At 65.7% G+C, this 15093-nt stretch carries 12 protein-coding genes; 4 read left to right on the forward strand and 8 right to left on the reverse strand.

Annotated features, from left to right (window positions below; translation table 11 throughout):
• Window positions 1-60: 60 nt before the first annotated feature.
• Window positions 61-2016, reverse strand: a complete 1956-nt coding sequence (locus tag FXN65_RS10950; RefSeq protein WP_151133222.1) for an acetoacetate--CoA ligase — start codon at window positions 2014-2016, stop codon at window positions 61-63.
• Between the two features lie 61 nt (window positions 2017-2077).
• Window positions 2078-2986 (reverse strand): LysR family transcriptional regulator, encoded by a 909-nt coding sequence (locus FXN65_RS10955; protein WP_151133223.1) that lies wholly within the window; start codon window positions 2984-2986, stop codon window positions 2078-2080.
• Between the two features lie 126 nt (window positions 2987-3112).
• Here FXN65_RS10955 and FXN65_RS10960 point away from each other — a divergent pair, with 126 nt between their 5' ends.
• The 4 genes from FXN65_RS10960 (at window position 3113) to FXN65_RS10975 (ending at window position 7623) form a co-directional block, all read left to right on the forward strand.
• Window positions 3113-3811, forward strand: a complete 699-nt coding sequence (locus FXN65_RS10960) for a CoA transferase subunit A (RefSeq protein ID WP_151133224.1) — start codon at window positions 3113-3115, stop codon at window positions 3809-3811.
• 30 nt (window positions 3812-3841) lie between these two features.
• On the forward strand, window positions 3842-4498 hold the full coding sequence (locus FXN65_RS10965; protein WP_151133225.1) for a CoA transferase subunit B: 657 nt from the start codon (window positions 3842-3844) through the stop codon (window positions 4496-4498).
• A 161-nt stretch (window positions 4499-4659) separates the two neighbouring features.
• Entirely contained in the window at window positions 4660-5838 is a 1179-nt protein-coding gene (locus FXN65_RS10970; protein ID WP_151133226.1) for an acetyl-CoA C-acetyltransferase, read from the forward strand.
• Window positions 5839-6204: 366 nt separating this feature from the next.
• Window positions 6205-7623 (forward strand): short-chain fatty acid transporter, encoded by a 1419-nt coding sequence (locus FXN65_RS10975; protein WP_151133227.1) that lies wholly within the window; start codon window positions 6205-6207, stop codon window positions 7621-7623.
• 279 nt (window positions 7624-7902) lie between these two features.
• On the opposite strand, the gene FXN65_RS10980 is transcribed toward FXN65_RS10975, so the two are convergent.
• The 6 genes from FXN65_RS10980 to FXN65_RS11005 form a co-directional block, all read right to left on the reverse strand.
• Window positions 7903-8808 (reverse strand): hydroxymethylglutaryl-CoA lyase, encoded by a 906-nt coding sequence (locus tag FXN65_RS10980; protein ID WP_151133228.1) that lies wholly within the window; start codon window positions 8806-8808, stop codon window positions 7903-7905.
• 31 nt (window positions 8809-8839) lie between these two features.
• Window positions 8840-10783 carry an acetyl/propionyl/methylcrotonyl-CoA carboxylase subunit alpha gene (locus tag FXN65_RS10985; RefSeq protein ID WP_151133229.1) on the reverse strand — a complete coding sequence of 648 codons (1944 nt, stop codon included), beginning with the start codon at window positions 10781-10783 and terminating at the stop codon, window positions 8840-8842.
• A gap of 2 nt (window positions 10784-10785) precedes the next feature.
• Window positions 10786-11580, reverse strand: coding sequence for a gamma-carboxygeranoyl-CoA hydratase (locus tag FXN65_RS10990; protein ID WP_151133230.1), 795 nt, complete (start codon window positions 11578-11580; stop codon window positions 10786-10788).
• A gap of 101 nt (window positions 11581-11681) precedes the next feature.
• Window positions 11682-13289, reverse strand: a complete 1608-nt coding sequence (locus FXN65_RS10995) for a carboxyl transferase domain-containing protein (RefSeq protein ID WP_151133231.1) — start codon at window positions 13287-13289, stop codon at window positions 11682-11684.
• Between the two features lie 107 nt (window positions 13290-13396).
• Window positions 13397-14560 carry an isovaleryl-CoA dehydrogenase gene (locus tag FXN65_RS11000; RefSeq protein WP_151133232.1) on the reverse strand — a complete coding sequence of 388 codons (1164 nt, stop codon included), beginning with the start codon at window positions 14558-14560 and terminating at the stop codon, window positions 13397-13399.
• Between the two features lie 42 nt (window positions 14561-14602).
• A complete protein-coding gene (locus FXN65_RS11005) occupies window positions 14603-15001 on the reverse strand; it encodes a MerR family transcriptional regulator (RefSeq protein WP_151133233.1) in 399 nt (132 codons plus the stop codon).
• Window positions 15002-15093: the final 92 nt, after the last annotated feature.

Here is a 15093-nt window from a genome sequence, read left to right on the forward strand (position 1 = left end):
GGGGGCCGCTGCGCGTCCCTTAGCGATTGAAATCGCCCCCACAGGGATGTGTCTCTCCGATCAGCCTTGGAGCTCCGGAAGATCCCGATACAACTCCAGCGCCTGCGGATTGGCCAGGGCATCGGTGTTCTTCACCGGCTTGCCATGCACCACATTGCGCACTGCCAGTTCGACGATCTTGCCGCTCAGGGTCCGGGGGATGTCGGCTACGGCGATGATCTTCGCCGGCACGTGGCGGGAGGTGGTGTTACTGCGGATCACCTGGCGGATGCGCTCGCGGAGGGCGTCGTCCAGGACTGCGTCGTCGCGCAGGCGCACGAATAGCACCACCCGCACATCGCCTTGCCAGTCCTGGCCAATGGCGATGGATTCCAGTACTTCCTCCACCTTCTCCACCTGGCGGTAGATCTCGGCGGTGCCAATGCGCACGCCGCCGGGGTTGAGCACGGCGTCGGAGCGACCGTGGATCACCAGTCCGCCGTGCGCGGTTTCCTCGGCGTAGTCGCCGTGGGCCCAGACGCCCGGGAACGTCTCGAAGTAGGCCGCCCTGAACTTCGCGCCGTCCGGGTCGTTCCAGAAGCCTACCGGCATCGACGGGAAATGCCGGGCGCAGACCAGCTCGCCTTTCTCGCCGAATACCCGCCTGCCGTCTTCGTTCCACACCTGCGTGTCCATGCCCAGGCCCTTGCACTGCAATTCGCCGCGCCACACCGGCAGCACCGGGTTACCCAGGGCGAAGCAGGAGACGATGTCGGTCCCGCCGGAGATGGACGACAGGCACAGCTCGCCCTTGATGTCGCGGTAGACGTACTCGAAGCTCTCGTGGGACAGCGGCGAGCCGGTGGAGAGCAGGGCCTTGAGGCGTTCCAGTCGATGGCTCTGGCGCGGTTTGACGCCGGCTTTTTCAAGGGCGGCGAGGTACTTGGCGCTGGCGCCGAAGATGCTGATGCCCTCGGCATCGATCAGGTCCATCAGGCGTTCGGGGCCGGGGTGGAAGGGTGAACCGTCGTAGAGCACCAGGGTGGCGCCCAGGGCCAGTCCGGACACCATCCAGTTCCACATCATCCAGCCGCAGGTGGTGAAGTAGAACAGGGTGTCCGAGGCCGTCAGGTCGCAGTGCAGGCCGTGCTCCTTGACGTGTTGCAGCAGCGTACCGCCAACACCGTGGACGATGCACTTGGGCACCCCGGTAGTACCGCTGGAGTAGAGGATGTACAGCGGCTGGTCGAAGGGCACCGGAGTGAATTCAGGTTCGCCGCCGGGCTGGTAGAAGTCGTCCCACAGGGTGACGCGGGCCCGGCTGGTGAAGTCCGTTGGCTGGGCTTCGGTACGGGAGTAGGGGACCACCACCAGCTGTTCCAGCCAGGGCATGCGCTCGAGGATTTCGTTGAGTTTGGCGGTCAGGTCCAGGTTCTTGCCGGCGTAGCGGTAGCCGGCGGCGGCGATCAGCACCTTGGGCTCGATCTGACCGAAACGGTCGATCACCCCCTGGGTGCCAAAGTCCGGCGAGCAGGACGACCAGGTGGCGCCCAGGCTGGTGGCTGCGAGCATGCCCACCACGGATTGCCAGGTATTGGGCATGAAGGCCGCAACGCGATCGCCGACGCCCACACCTAGTGTTTTCAGGCTCTGCTGCAGGCCGGCGACATGGCTGGCCAGCTCGGCATAGGTCAATTGCACGCGGCTGCCGTCTTCGCCGATGGCCACCAGTGCGGGCTGCTCGTCACGGTGGCGCAACAGGTGTTCGGCGAAGTTCAGGGTGGCGCCGGGGAACCAGCGGGCGCTGGGCATCGCGGTGCTTTCCTCCAGCACGGCCTTGGGCGGCGTGCTGAAGCGGATGTCGAAGAACTCGACTATGGCCTGCCAGAAGGCCTCGCGGCGGTCCAGGCTCCAGGCGTGCAGGGCAGGGTAGTCGGGCAGGTCCAGGCCCTGTTGCTGGCAGACCTGGCGGCGGAAGGCGTCCATGCGGGTGGCGGCGATCCGCACCGGGCTGGGGGTCCACAGTGGTTTGTCCATCTGCGCATCCTCATCTGGCGAGACGTGGGTCATCCGATTGCTATTCAGCATAGGCCCTGCCTCAGGGCAGGGGCAGGTCCAGGCGGCTCCAGTCGTGAGCATTCAGCAGCACGTCGCTGAGGGCCTGGGCGGCGGTGGAAAGCTTGTGCTCGGCCAGGCGGAAGAGGCCCACGCGGCGCTCCACCTGCGGGCTATGCAAGGCAATGCAGCGGGCACCGAGCTCCTCCATTTGCTGGATGCACAGGCTGGGCACGGCACTGACACCCAGCCCCTGGGCCACCATCCGGCCCACGGTCACCAACTGGTGGCTCTCGAAGGCCACCGGCAGGCGGCCGTGCAGTGGCGCGAGTACTTCCTCCAGCATCAGGCGCACGGCTGACGGGCGCTGCAGGGTGATGAAGTTGCCCTGCAGCAGTTCTTTCCAGCCGATTTCGGCGCGCTGCGCCAGCTCACAGTCAGCGGGTACCACCGCAACGAAGCGGTCGGTGTAGAAGGGCATGAAATCCAGGCCGTCGAGGGATTCCGGCTCGAAGGCAATGCCCAGTTCCACCCGGCGGTTGCGCACCATCTCCAGCACCTGCTCGTTGATCACGTCGTGCACCGCCACGTTGACCTTGGGGTGCTGGTCGCGGAAGGCCTTGAGTGCCGCCGGCAGCAAGTTGCCGGCGAAGGAGGGCATGGCGGCGATGGAAACCTTGCCGAGCTGCAGGGTGAAGTGCTGGCGCAGCAGTTCCTCGGCGTTGTCCCAGTCCGCCAGCAGGCGGCGGGCGATGGGCAGCAGGGTTTCGCCCTCGGGTGTCAGTGCGACGCTGCGCGTGGTGCGCACCAGCAGTTGGCCGCCGAGGGAATCTTCCAGGTTCTTGATCGCCAGGCTCAGCGCAGGCTGGGACAGGTGCAGCCGCTCGCAGGCCTGGGCGAAGCTCAGGCTCTGCGCCACGGCGAGGAAGGCGCGCAACTGCTTGATGGTCATTGATTTGGTTTGTTTATTAATCGTTAGGAAAAACAAACTTAACAAATCAGTCTGCGCAGGAGAAGCTCTGACCCACTCAACGGCGGCAGCCCCGCTGCGATCAATAAAGACAAGAGGCACATGAGCATGAGTGGACTCGACAAGCGCGTATACAGCTACGAGGAAGCCCTGGACGGGCTGACAGACAACATGACCGTCCTGGCCGGTGGTTTCGGCATCTGTGGCATCCCCGAGAACCTGATCGCGGAGATCCGCCGCCGTGGCGTCAAGGGCCTCACCGTGGTTTCCAACAACTGCGGTATCGATGGTTTCGGCCTTGGCGTACTGCTCGAAGACCGCCAGATCCGCAAGATGATCGCCTCCTACGTGGGCGAAAACGCCCTGTTCGAGCAGCAGCTGCTCAGCGGCGAACTGGAAGTCGAACTGACGCCCCAGGGCACCCTCGCTGAGAAGATGCGCGCAGGCGGCGCGGGCATTCCGGCCTTCTTCACCGCCACCGGCTACGGCACCCCGATCGCCGAAGGCAAGGAAGTGCGTGAGTTCGACGGCCGCAAATACATCCTCGAACCTTCGATCACCGGCGACTTCGCCATCGTCAAAGGCTGGAAGGCCGATCACTACGGTAACGTGATCTACCGCCACACCGCGCAGAACTTCAACCCGCTGGCGGCCACCGCCGGCCGTATCACCGTGGTCGAGGTGGAGGAAATCGTCGAGCCGGGGGAACTGGACCCGGCCCACATCCATACGCCCGGCATCTATGTCGATCGCATCATCCAGGGAAGTTTCGAGAAGCGCATCGAAAAGCGCACCGTCCGCTCCTGATCACGACAAGAAGAATTCGAGGAAACCGACATGGCACTGACCCGCGAACAGATGGCCCAGCGCGTGGCCCGCGAACTGAAAGACGGCTACTACGTGAACCTGGGTATCGGCATTCCGACCCTGGTCGCCAACTACGTACCCGAAGGCATGCAAGTGATGCTGCAGTCCGAGAACGGTCTGCTGGGCATGGGCGCCTTCCCCACCGAGGATGAAGTCGACGCCGACATGATCAACGCCGGCAAGCAGACGGTCACCGCGGTGAAGGGTGCTTCGATCTTCTCCTCCGCGGAGTCCTTCGCGATGATCCGCGGCGGCCACGTCGACCTGACCGTGCTTGGCGCCTTCGAAGTGGACGTCCAGGGCAACATCGCTTCCTGGATGATCCCGGGCAAGCTGGTCAAGGGCATGGGCGGCGCCATGGACCTGGTGGCCGGTGCCGACAACATCATCGTCACCATGACCCACGCCTCCAAGGACGGCGAGTCCAAGCTGCTGGAAAGCTGCTCGCTGCCGCTGACCGGTGCCGGCTGCATCCGCAAGGTGCTGACCGACCTGGCCTACCTGGAGATCGAGAACGGCGCCTTCATCCTGCGTGAAACCGCCCCCGGCGTAAGCATCGCCGAGATCGCCGAGAAGACCGCCGGCCGCCTGATCGTCCCGGACGATGTGGTCGAAATGACATTCTGATTGCTCTGCCGTTCCGAAGGAGGCCACCACGCACGGTCTCCTTCGGTACGGTCTTTTATTTGCTGCGTTCGTGAACCGCGCGATGGTTCGGGCGGCGTTCCACGAGTGGAGCGAATCCCATCATTCGTGGTCCGAACCTCTGCGGCCCAGGAGAAACCAACATGCAAGACGTCGTAATCGTCGCCGCCACCCGCACTGCCATCGGCAGCTTCCAGGGCGCGCTGGCCAACATTCCCGCCCATGAACTGGGCGCCGCCGTGATTCGCCAGCTGCTGGAGCAGACCGGTCTCAAGGGCGAGCAGATCGATGAAGTGATCCTCGGCCAGGTACTCACCGCCGGTGCCGGCCAGAACCCGGCCCGCCAGGCTGCCGTCCTCGCCGGCCTGCCCCATGCAGTGCCGGCCATGAGCCTGAACAAGCTCTGCGGCTCCGGCCTCAAGGCCCTGCACCTGGGCATCCAGGCAATTCGCTGCGGCGATGCCGAGGTGATCATCGCCGGCGGCCAGGAAAACATGAGCCTGGCCCCCTACATCCTTCCGGCCGCCCGTACCGGCATGCGCATGGGCCACGCCAAGGCGCTGGACAGCATGATCCACGACGGCCTGACCGACGCCTTCAACGGCTATCACATGGGCGTGACCGCCGAGAACCTGGTGGAGAAGTACGGCCTCACCCGCGAACAGCAGGACGCCTTTGCCGCCGCTTCCCAGCAGAAGGCCGCCGCCGCCATCGAGGCCGGCCGCTTCAAGGATGAAATCACCCCCATCCTGATTCCGCAGAAGAAGGGCGATCCGGTCGCCTTCGATACCGACGAAGGGCCGCGCGCCGGTACCACCGCCGAAAGCCTGGCCAAGCTGAAACCCGCCTTCAAGAAGGACGGCAGCGTCACCGCTGGCAACGCCTCCACCATCAACGACGGCGCCGCCGCTGTGGTGCTGATGAGCGCCGAGAAGGCCAAGTCCCTGGGCTTGCCGGTTCTGGCCCGCATCGCCGGCTACGCCAACTCCGGTGTCGACCCGGCGATCATGGGCATCGGCCCGGTCACCGCTACCCGTCGTTGCCTGGACAAGGCCGGCTGGAGCCTCGATGAGCTCGACCTGATCGAAGCCAACGAGGCCTTCGCCGCGCAGTCCCTGTCGGTCGGCAAGGAACTGGGTTGGGACATGGCCAAGGTCAACGTCAACGGCGGCGCCATTGCCCTCGGCCACCCCATCGGCGCTTCCGGCTGCCGCGTACTGGTCAGCCTGCTGCACGAAATGATCAAGCGCGATGCAAAGAAAGGTCTGGCGACCCTGTGCATTGGCGGCGGCATGGGCGTAGCCCTGGCCATCGAGCGCTAAGCCGCAACACCACCCGACCCGCACTGCGGGTCATGCAGGGTGGAAATCGCTTTGCATTTCCACCATGGGTGCCCAATCGGCCCCGATGGTGGATCGATGAAGCGTGATCCACCCTACGACAGCTTTACCCATAACTAGAAAGTTCCAACGGACCTGCAATGTCCAGGTCCTCGCAAGGCCATCACGCACGAGCCCAAGGCTGAAAGGCCACGGGCACCCGACCTCACCATGCCCCTCCGGGGCGTGGCGTTGTCGTTGCAGACAGGAAAGAGGGCGCAGACCCTCTGATTCTTTTCAAGACGACTGTCCCGGCACCCGGCCCCGGCTGGGTGAATGCCGATAAAAACAACACTCCCGAGGTATCCGATGGCCACCACACTTCAAGAAAGCCGTTCAGCCCGCTTTGCCATGCGTTGCTCCGCCTGGGCGGAACGCTGGTTCCCCGACTCCTGGGTCTTCGCCGCAGTCGCCGTACTGCTGGTCACCGTCGCCGCCCTGGGCATGGGGGCACCTGCCAGCCAGGCCGCCAAGGCGTTCGGCGACGGATTCTGGAGCCTGATCCCCTTCACCATGCAGATGGCCTTCGTGGTCATCGGCGGCTATGTGGTCGCCAGCTCCGGCCCGGCCTCGCGCCTGATCGACCTGCTGGCCCGCGTGCCGAAGAACGGCCGCTCGGCGGTGTGCTGGGTGGCGCTGGTCTCCATGCTCGCCTCGCTGCTCAACTGGGGGCTCTCCCTGGTGTTCGGCGGCCTGCTGGTGCGCGCCCTGGCCCGCCGTGAAGAGCTGAAGATGGACTACCGCGCAGCCGGTGCCGCCGCCTACCTGGGCCTGGGCGCTGTCTGGGCGCTGGGGCTGTCTTCGTCCGCCGCGCAGCTGCAGGCCAACCCGGCGAGCCTGCCGCCGTCGATCCTTGCCATCACCGGCGTGATTCCCTTCACCGAGACCATCTTCCTCTGGCAGTCGGGCGTGATGCTGCTGGCGCTGATCGTGGTGTCGCTGGTGATCGCCTACATGACTGCCCCAAGTGCTGCCAGCGCCCGGGACGCCAAGGCCTGCGGCGTGGACCCGAGCTTCACTGCGCCGCCGCAGGTCAAGCCGACCCGTCCGGGCGAGTGGCTGGAACACAGCCCGCTGCTGATCATCCTGCTGGTAGCCCTGGCCGGCGGCTGGCTGGCCCAGGAGTTCGCCAGCAAGCCGGCGATTACCGCCATCTCCGGCCTGAACACCTACAACCTGCTGTTCATCATGGCCGGCGCACTGCTGCACTGGCGTCCGCGCAGTTTCCTGGATGCCGTGGCCCGCGCCGTGCCGACCACCACCGGCGTGCTGATCCAGTTCCCGCTGTACGGCTCCATCGCCGCCATCATGACCACCGTCAACGGCAGTGACGGCCAGACCCTGGCGCACCACATCTCCACCTTCTTCGTGCAGATCGCCAACCACGACACCTACGCGTTGCTGATGGGCGTGTACTCGGCCGTGCTGGGCTTCTTCATCCCGTCCGGTGGTGGCAAGTGGATCATCGAGGCGCCCTACGTGATGCAGGTGGCCAACGAGCTGCAGTACCACCTGGGCTGGTCGGTGCAGATCTACAACGCCGCCGAGGCGCTTCCGAACCTGATCAACCCCTTTTACATGCTGCCGCTGCTGGGCGTGCTGGGCCTGAAGGCGCGCGACCTGATCGGCTTCTCCTTCGTCCAGTTGCTGGTGCACATCCCGCTGGTGATGGTGCTGCTGTGGGCGTTGGGGACCACCCTGACGTATGTGCCGCCGGTGATGCCTTGAGGTTTTGGGGAGGACGTCGATTGTGATATCTGCGCGGGGAATTGCCCTCACCCCCGGCCCCTCTCCCTGAAGAGGAGAGGGGTGACTCGCGCCTGATGTTCCGTGCAATCCTGAAGGGTCGCACGGGTAGCCCCCTCTCCCTGAGGGAGAGGGTTGGGGTGAGGGGGAAATGCTGATCACCCGGGCAGAAGCTTCAGATGGACACAGCAATGGGAGCGCTACGCGCTCCTTCGCGAATGAATTCGCCCCCATGGAGGAGGGGCGAATCGCGAACTGAGGTCAGCCCCGCTTCGCCAGAATCGCCCGCGCCACCCGCGAGCCATTCTCCTTGCCGAGCACAGCACAAATGCGCTGGCCGGCGTCCACCAGCTTGCCCATGTCGATACCGGTCTCGATGCCCATGCCGTTGAGCAGGTAGAGCACATCCTCAGTGGCGACGTTGCCGGTGGCGCCCTTGGCATAGGGGCAGCCGCCGAGGCCGGCGACCGAACTGTCGAATACGGCGATGCCTTCCAGCAGGCTGGCGTGGATGTTCGCCACGGCCTGGCCGAAGGTGTCGTGGAAGTGGCCGGCGAGCTTGTCGCGCGGCACGCGGGTGCCCACCACGTTGATCAGGTGGCGGGTGGCGCCGGCGGTGCCGGTGCCGATGGTGTCCCCCAGGGAAACTTCATAGCAGCCCATGGCGTACAGCTCGGCGGCGACGGCGGCTACCTGCTCGGCGGGCACATCGCCGTCATAAGGGCAGCCCAGCACGCAGGACACATAACCGCGCACGCTGATGCCATGGGCCTTGGCGGCTTCCATCACCGGCACGAAGCGCTCCAGGCTCTCGGCGATGGAGCAGTTGATGTTCTTCTGCGAGAAGGACTCGGACGCGGCGGCGAACACTGCCACTTCCTTCACCCCGGACTCCACGGCCGCCTCGAAGCCCTTCAGGTTCGGTGCCAGGGCGGCGTAGGTGACCCCGGCCTTGCGCTGGATCTGCGCGAAGACCTCGGCCGACCCGGCCATCTGTGGCACCCACTTGGGCGAGACGAAGCTGCCGACTTCGACATAGCCGAGGCCGGCGGCGGTGAGGTCGTCCACCAGGCGCACCTTGTCGGCGACGCTGATGGGTTGCTTCTCGTTCTGCAGGCCATCGCGCGGGCCGACTTCGACCAGGCGGACCTTTTTCGGCACGTTCAATTCGTTTTCTCCTGAAAGACCAAGCGGGACGTCAGGCCTCTTCCAGCTCCACCAGCGCGGTGCCTTCGTTGACCAGCTCACCCTCGTTGCAATACAGCGCCTTGACCACGCCGTCGTGGGGCGCGCGGATGCTGTGTTCCATTTTCATGGCTTCGAGCACTACCAGGGCGGTGCCGGCTTCGACCTTCTGACCGGCCTCCACCAGGACGCGCACGATACTGCCGTTCATGGGCGCCGTCAGCCCGCCGTGGTGGGCGTGGCTCGCTTCGACTTCCTCGATCGGGTCGATGCGGGAGACGCAGAGCAGATCAAAGTCCCATTCCAGGTAGAGGTTTTCGCCGCGACGAATCGCCAGGTGCTGGCGGCGCAGGCCGTCCTGCTCCAGGGTGATCAGCTCGCCCTTGAGCTGGATCGGGCTCGCGGCCATGCCACGCAGGCGGACCACCTGGCGCTCGTCACCGCAGATGAGGTGCAGGTCGGTTTCGCTCGGCAGGCCGGCGCGCCAGCCGCTGTTGCGGCTCCAGGGCGAGTGCGGGTCGTCGCCGCGTACGCGCTCGGCTTCGCCCTGGCGGAAGGCTTCGCCGGCGACCTGCCAGAAGGCCTGGGGCAGGGCGGCCGGGGCGGGCAGCAGCTGCTCCTGGTGACGGGCGATGAAACCGGTATCCAGCTCCGCATCGGCGAATGCCGGGTGAGCCAGCACGCGGCGCAGGAAGGCCAGGTTGGTCTTGAAGCCGCCCACGGCGGTCTCATCCAGCATGGCCAGCAGGCGCTGACGGGCTTCCTCGCGGTTCTCGCCCCAGGCAATCAGCTTGGCCAGCATCGGGTCATAGAAAGGCGATACCTCGTCGCCTTCGGCAACGCCGCTGTCCACGCGGCGGCCGGGACCGGCGGAGGCTTCGCGGTAGAGGGCGAGGCGGCCGCTGGCGGGCAGGAAGTCCTGGTCCGGGTCTTCAGCGTAGAGGCGCACTTCGATGGCATGGCCGATCAGCGGCACCTGCTCCTGGGTGATGGGCAACGCTTCGCCACGGGCGACGCGGATCTGCCAGGCCACCAGGTCCAGGCCGGTGATGGCCTCGGTAACCGGGTGCTCCACTTGCAGGCGGGTGTTCATTTCCATGAAGAAGAAGTCGCCGCGTTCATCCAGCAGGAATTCCACGGTGCCGGCACCGACGTAGCCGATGGCCTGGGCGGCGCGTACGGCGGACTCGCCCATGGCCTTGCGGATTTCCGGCGAGAGGCCGGGGGCAGGGGCTTCTTCGACGACCTTCTGGTGGCGGCGCTGGATGGAGCAATCGCGCTCGTTCAGGTAAAGGCAGTTGCCGTGGCTGTCGGCGAATACCTGGATTTCCACGTGGCGCGGCTTGAGAACGTACTTTTCCACCAGCATGCGCGAGTCGCCGAAGGCGGACTGGGCTTCACGCTGGGCGGAGGCCAGCGCTTCGGCCAGCTCGCTTTCGCGTTCGACCACTTTCATGCCCTTGCCGCCACCGCCAGCGGCGGCTTTCAGCAACACCGGGTAGCCGATGCGCTCGGCGGCGGTGCGGAAGGTTTCCAGGTCCTGGGCTTCGCCGTGGTAGCCGGGCACCAGCGGTACGCCGGCGGCTTCCATCAGGGCCTTGGCGGCGGACTTGCTGCCCATGGCGTCGATGGCGGTGGCCGGCGGGCCGAGGAAGATCAGGCCGGCATCGGCGATGGCGCGGGCGAAACCGGCGTTTTCCGAAAGAAAGCCGTAGCCGGGGTGGATGGCCTGGGCGCCGCTGGCCTTGGCGGCGGCAATCAGCTTGTCCACCAGCAGGTAGCTCTCGGCCGGCTTGGCACCGCCCAGGTCGACGGCGATATCGGCTTCGCGCACATGGCGGGCATTGCGGTCGATGGCGCTGTGCACGGCCACGGTGCGGATACCGAGGGCCTTGGCGGTGCGCATGACACGGCAGGCGATTTCACCGCGGTTGGCGATCAGCAGGGTGGTGATCATTGTTATTGCTCCTGCCAGGAAGGTTTGCGTTTTTCCAGGAAGGCGCGCAGGCCCTCCTGGCCTTCGGGGCTCACGCGGATGCGGGCGATGGCGCTTTCGGTGTAGCGGCGCAGGTTGGGGCTGAGGACGCCGCTGCCGACTTCGCGCAGCAGGTCCTTGGTGGCGCTCATGGCCTGCGGGCTGTTCTGCAGCAGGTTGGCGGTCCAGGCGTCCACCGCCTGTTCCAGCTCGTCGGCCGGGTAGCACTCGGCGAGCAGGCCCAGTTCACGGGCGCGGTCACCGCTGAAGCGCTCGGCGGTCAGGGCATAGCGGCGCGCGGCGCGCTCGCCGATGGCCTGGACCACGAAGGGACTGATGACGGCAGGCAGCAGGCCGATGCGCACTTCGGACAGGGAGAACTGCGCGTCCACGGCGCCGATGGCCATGTCGCAGCAGCTGATCAGGCCCAGGGCACCACCGAAGGCCGCGCCCTGCACTACGGCCAGGGTCGGCACCTTGAGCTGGTAGAGGTTGTACATCAGCTCGGCCAGCTCGCGGGAATCGTCGAGGTTGGCGTTGTAGTCGAGCTTGGCGGACTCCTGCATCCAGGCCAGGTCCGCGCCGGCGGAGAAGTGTCGGCCACGGCCACGCAGGATGAGGAAGCGCACGTTGGCGGCGGCCTTGACGGCATCCAGGGCGAGGATCAGCTCGCGGATCATCCCGGCGTTGAAGGCGTTGTTCTTCTCCGGGCGGTTGAGCCAGAGGGTGGCGACGCCGTTGTCGGCGAAGTCCAGTTGCAGCGTGGTGAAGTCGGTCATCTTGCTCTCCTGTAGGAGCGAGCTTGCTCGCGATCAGCGGTGGCACCCGGGTTCGCCAGCAAGCTGGCTCCTACGATGGTTCCACCGCTCGCAAGCAGGGTTTACATCCGGAACACGCCGAAGGTGGTCCGCTCGATCGGGGCGTTGAGGCTGGCGGAGAGGGCCAGGCCCAGCACATCGCGGGTTTGCGCCGGGTCGATCACGCCGTCGTCCCACAACCGCGCGCTGGAGTAATACGAATGCGCCTGGCGCTCGTACTGCTCGAGGATCGGCTGCTTGATGCGGGCTTCTTCCTCGGCGCTCAGGCTATGGCCGGCACGCTCGCTCTGTTCGCGCTTGACCTGGGTGAGCACGCCGGCGGCCTGCTCGGCACCCATCACGCCGATGCGTGCGTTGGGCCACATCCACAGGAAGCGTGGGTCGTAGGCGCGGCCGCACATGCCGTAGTTACCGGCGCCGAAGCTGCCGCCGATGATCACGGTGAACTTCGGCACCTTGGCGCAGGCCACCGCCGTCACCAGCTTGGCACCGTGCTTGGCGATGCCGCCTTCCTCGTACTTCTTGCCGACCATGAAGCCGGTGATGTTCTGCAGGAACAGCAGCGGGATGCCGCGCTGGCAGGCCAGTTCGATGAAGTGCGCGCCTTTCTGCGCGGCTTCGGCGAAGAGGATGCCGTTGTTGGCGAGGATGGCGATGGGGTAGCCGTGCAGGTGGGCGAAGCCGCACACCAGGGTGGTGCCGAACAGCGCCTTGAATTCATCGAACTCGGAGTCGTCCACCAGGCGGGCGATGACTTCGCGTACGTCGAAAGGCTGCTTGGCGTCGGCCGGGATCACCCCGTACAGCTCGTCACTGGAGAAGCGCGGGGCGAGCGGGGCGCGCAGGTTCAGCTCGCCGGCCTTGCGCCAGTTGAGGTTGGCGATACTGCGGCGGGCCAGCGCCAGGGCGTGCTCATCGTTCTCGGCATAGTGGTCGGCCACGCCGGACACCTTGCAGTGCACATCGGCGCCGCCCAGTTCTTCGGCGGTCACCACTTCACCGGTAGCGGCCTTCACCAGCGGCGGGCCGGCCAGGAAGATGGTGGCCTGGTTGCGCACCATGATGGTTTCGTCGGACATCGCCGGAACGTAGGCGCCACCGGCGGTGCAGGAGCCCATCACCACGGCGATCTGCGGGATGCCCATGGCGCTCATGTTGGCCTGGTTGAAGAAGATGCGGCCGAAGTGCTCGCGGTCCGGGAACACGTCTTCCTGGCGCGGCAGGTTGGCACCGCCCGAGTCCACCAGGTAGATGCACGGCAGGCGGTTCTGCTGGGCGATGGCCTGGGCGCGCAGGTGCTTCTTCACGGTCAGCGGGTAGTAGGAGCCGCCTTTCACCGTGGCGTCGTTGGCCACGATCATGCATTCCACGCCTTCCACGCGGCCGATGCCAGCCACGACGCCTGCGGCGGGCACGTCTTCGCCATACACCTCATGGGCGGCGAGTTGGCCGATTTCGAGGAAGGGCGAGCCGGCGTCCAGCAGGCGGTTGATGCGCTCGCGGGGCAGCAGCTTGCCGCGCGAGGTGTGGCGTTCCTGGGCCTTGGCGCCGCCGCCTTCATGGATGCGGCCGAGCAGCGCGTGCAGGGCGCCGACCTGTTCGAGCATCGCCTCGCTGTTGCGGGCGAACTCCGGGGAACGGGTGTTGATCTGGGTGTGCAGGATGGCCATTTGGCGCGCTCCGTCGAGTGTCTGTACCGACGCTTTCCTGTAGGAGCCAGCTTGCTGGCGAAGGCTTGTTCGCGAGCAAGCTCGCTCCTACACAGGCGGTGTGGCGATCAGCGGGTTTCGTTGTACAGCTCGCGGCCGATCAGCATGCGGCGGATTTCGCTGGTGCCGGCGCCGATCTCGTAGAGCTTGGCGTCGCGCAGCAGGCGGCCGGCCGGGTACTCGTTGGTGTAGCCGTTGCCACCCAGCAGCTGGATGGTGTCCAGGGCCATCCTGGTGGCCATTTCTGCGGTGTAGAGGATCACCGCGGCAGCATCCTTGCGCGATTCCTCGCCGCGGTCGCAGGCCTTGGCCACGTTGTACAGGTAGGACTTGGAGGCGTTCATGCCGGCGTACATGTCGGCCAGCTTGCCTTGCACCAGCTGGAACTCGCCGATGGACTGCTTGAACTGCTGGCGCTCGTGCACGTAGGGCAGCACTACGTCCATGCACGCGCTCATGATCCCGGTCGGGCCGCCCGAGAGCACGGTGCGCTCGTAATCCAGGCCGCTCATCAGCACGGCCACGCCACGGCCTTCCGCACCGAGGATGTTCTCTTCCGGCACTTCGACGTCTTCGAACACCAGCTCGCAAGTGTTGGAACCGCGCATACCCAGCTTGTCCAGCTTCTGGTGGCGGGAGAAGCCCTTGTAGTCGCGCTCGACGATGAAGGCAGTCATACCGCGCGAGCCGGCGTTGACGTCAGTCTTGGCGTAGATCACGTAGGTGTTGGCGTCCGGGCCATTGGTGATCCACATCTTGTTGCCGTTGAGTACGTAGCGGTCGCCTTTCTTTTCGGCGCGCAGCTTCATCGACACCACGTCCGAGCCGGCATTGGGCTCGCTCATGGCCAGCGCGCCGACGTGTTCGCCGGAGCACAGCTTGGGCAGGTACTTGAGCTTCTGCTCGTGGGTGCCGTTCTTGCGGATCTGGTTGAGGCACAGGTTGGAGTGGGCGCCATAGGACAGGCCGACCGAGGCGGACGCGCGGCTGATCTCTTCCATGGCCACCACGTGAGCCAGGTAGCCCATGTTGGTGCCGCCGTACTCCTCTTCCACGGTCATGCCCAGCAGGCCCATGTCGCCGAACTTGCGCCACATGTCCATGGGGAACTCGTTATCGCGGTCGATCTGGGCGGCACGCGGAGCCAGTTCGGCTTGGGCGAACTGGTAGACGGAGTCGCGCAGCATGTCGATGGTCTCGCCGAGACCGAAGTTGAGGGTGGGATAGCTCATCGTTACACCTGTGCTTGTCATTGTCGGTGAGTGGGGGAGGGGTCAGGCGTTGACGCCCTGTTTGCGTTCGGTTTCGGCCAGAGCCGCCAGGCAGCGTTCCTCGGCCGTATCCAGTTCCAGTTGCATCTGCCGGATATCCAGCAACTGCTGTTCAAGCTGCGCGCGGCGCGCGGCGATCTTGCCCATGAAGGTTTCCAGCTGCTTGCGATTGCCGCTGCTGGGGTCGTAGAGGTCGATCAGCTCCTTGCATTCGGCCAGCGAGAAGCCGATGCGCTTGCCGCGCAGGATGAGCTTCAGCGCCACCAGGTCCTTCGGGCTGTAGATGCGTTCCTGGCCCTTGCGCTCGGGGCTGAGCATGCCCTGCTCCTCGTAGAAGCGGATGGCGCGGGTGGTGACGTCCAGTTCGCGGGCCAGGTCGGAAATGCTGTAGGTGATGGACATGGAAGGGGCCGTCTCTGTGTTTACCTTTACGTTAACGTAAACCTGTGCCAACCTGACTGTCAACTACGCACCGCAAAGGCTGGCGATGGCCG

It is taken from the genome of Pseudomonas lalkuanensis, assembly GCF_008807375.1.
Classification (GTDB): Bacteria; Pseudomonadota; Gammaproteobacteria; order Pseudomonadales; family Pseudomonadaceae; genus Metapseudomonas; species Metapseudomonas lalkuanensis.

Excerpts from the sequence above, each read along its gene's own strand:
- FXN65_RS10950 (WP_151133222.1), bottom strand. The coding sequence starts at position 2,016 with ATGGACAAACCACTGTGGACCCCCAGCCCGGTGCGGATCGCCGCCACC.
- FXN65_RS10955 (WP_151133223.1), bottom strand. The coding sequence starts at position 2,986 with ATGACCATCAAGCAGTTGCGCGCCTTCCTCGCCGTGGCGCAGAGCCTG.
- FXN65_RS10960 (WP_151133224.1), top strand. The coding sequence starts at position 3,113 with ATGAGTGGACTCGACAAGCGCGTATACAGCTACGAGGAAGCCCTGGAC.
- FXN65_RS10965 (WP_151133225.1), top strand. The coding sequence starts at position 3,842 with ATGGCACTGACCCGCGAACAGATGGCCCAGCGCGTGGCCCGCGAACTG.
- FXN65_RS10970 (WP_151133226.1), top strand. The coding sequence starts at position 4,660 with ATGCAAGACGTCGTAATCGTCGCCGCCACCCGCACTGCCATCGGCAGC.
- FXN65_RS10975 (WP_151133227.1), top strand. The coding sequence starts at position 6,205 with ATGGCCACCACACTTCAAGAAAGCCGTTCAGCCCGCTTTGCCATGCGT.
- FXN65_RS10985 (WP_151133229.1), bottom strand. The coding sequence starts at position 10,783 with ATGATCACCACCCTGCTGATCGCCAACCGCGGTGAAATCGCCTGCCGT.
- FXN65_RS10990 (WP_151133230.1), bottom strand. The coding sequence starts at position 11,580 with ATGACCGACTTCACCACGCTGCAACTGGACTTCGCCGACAACGGCGTC.
- FXN65_RS10995 (WP_151133231.1), bottom strand. The coding sequence starts at position 13,289 with ATGGCCATCCTGCACACCCAGATCAACACCCGTTCCCCGGAGTTCGCC.
- FXN65_RS11000 (WP_151133232.1), bottom strand. The coding sequence starts at position 14,560 with ATGAGCTATCCCACCCTCAACTTCGGTCTCGGCGAGACCATCGACATG.
- FXN65_RS11005 (WP_151133233.1), bottom strand. The coding sequence starts at position 15,001 with ATGTCCATCACCTACAGCATTTCCGACCTGGCCCGCGAACTGGACGTC.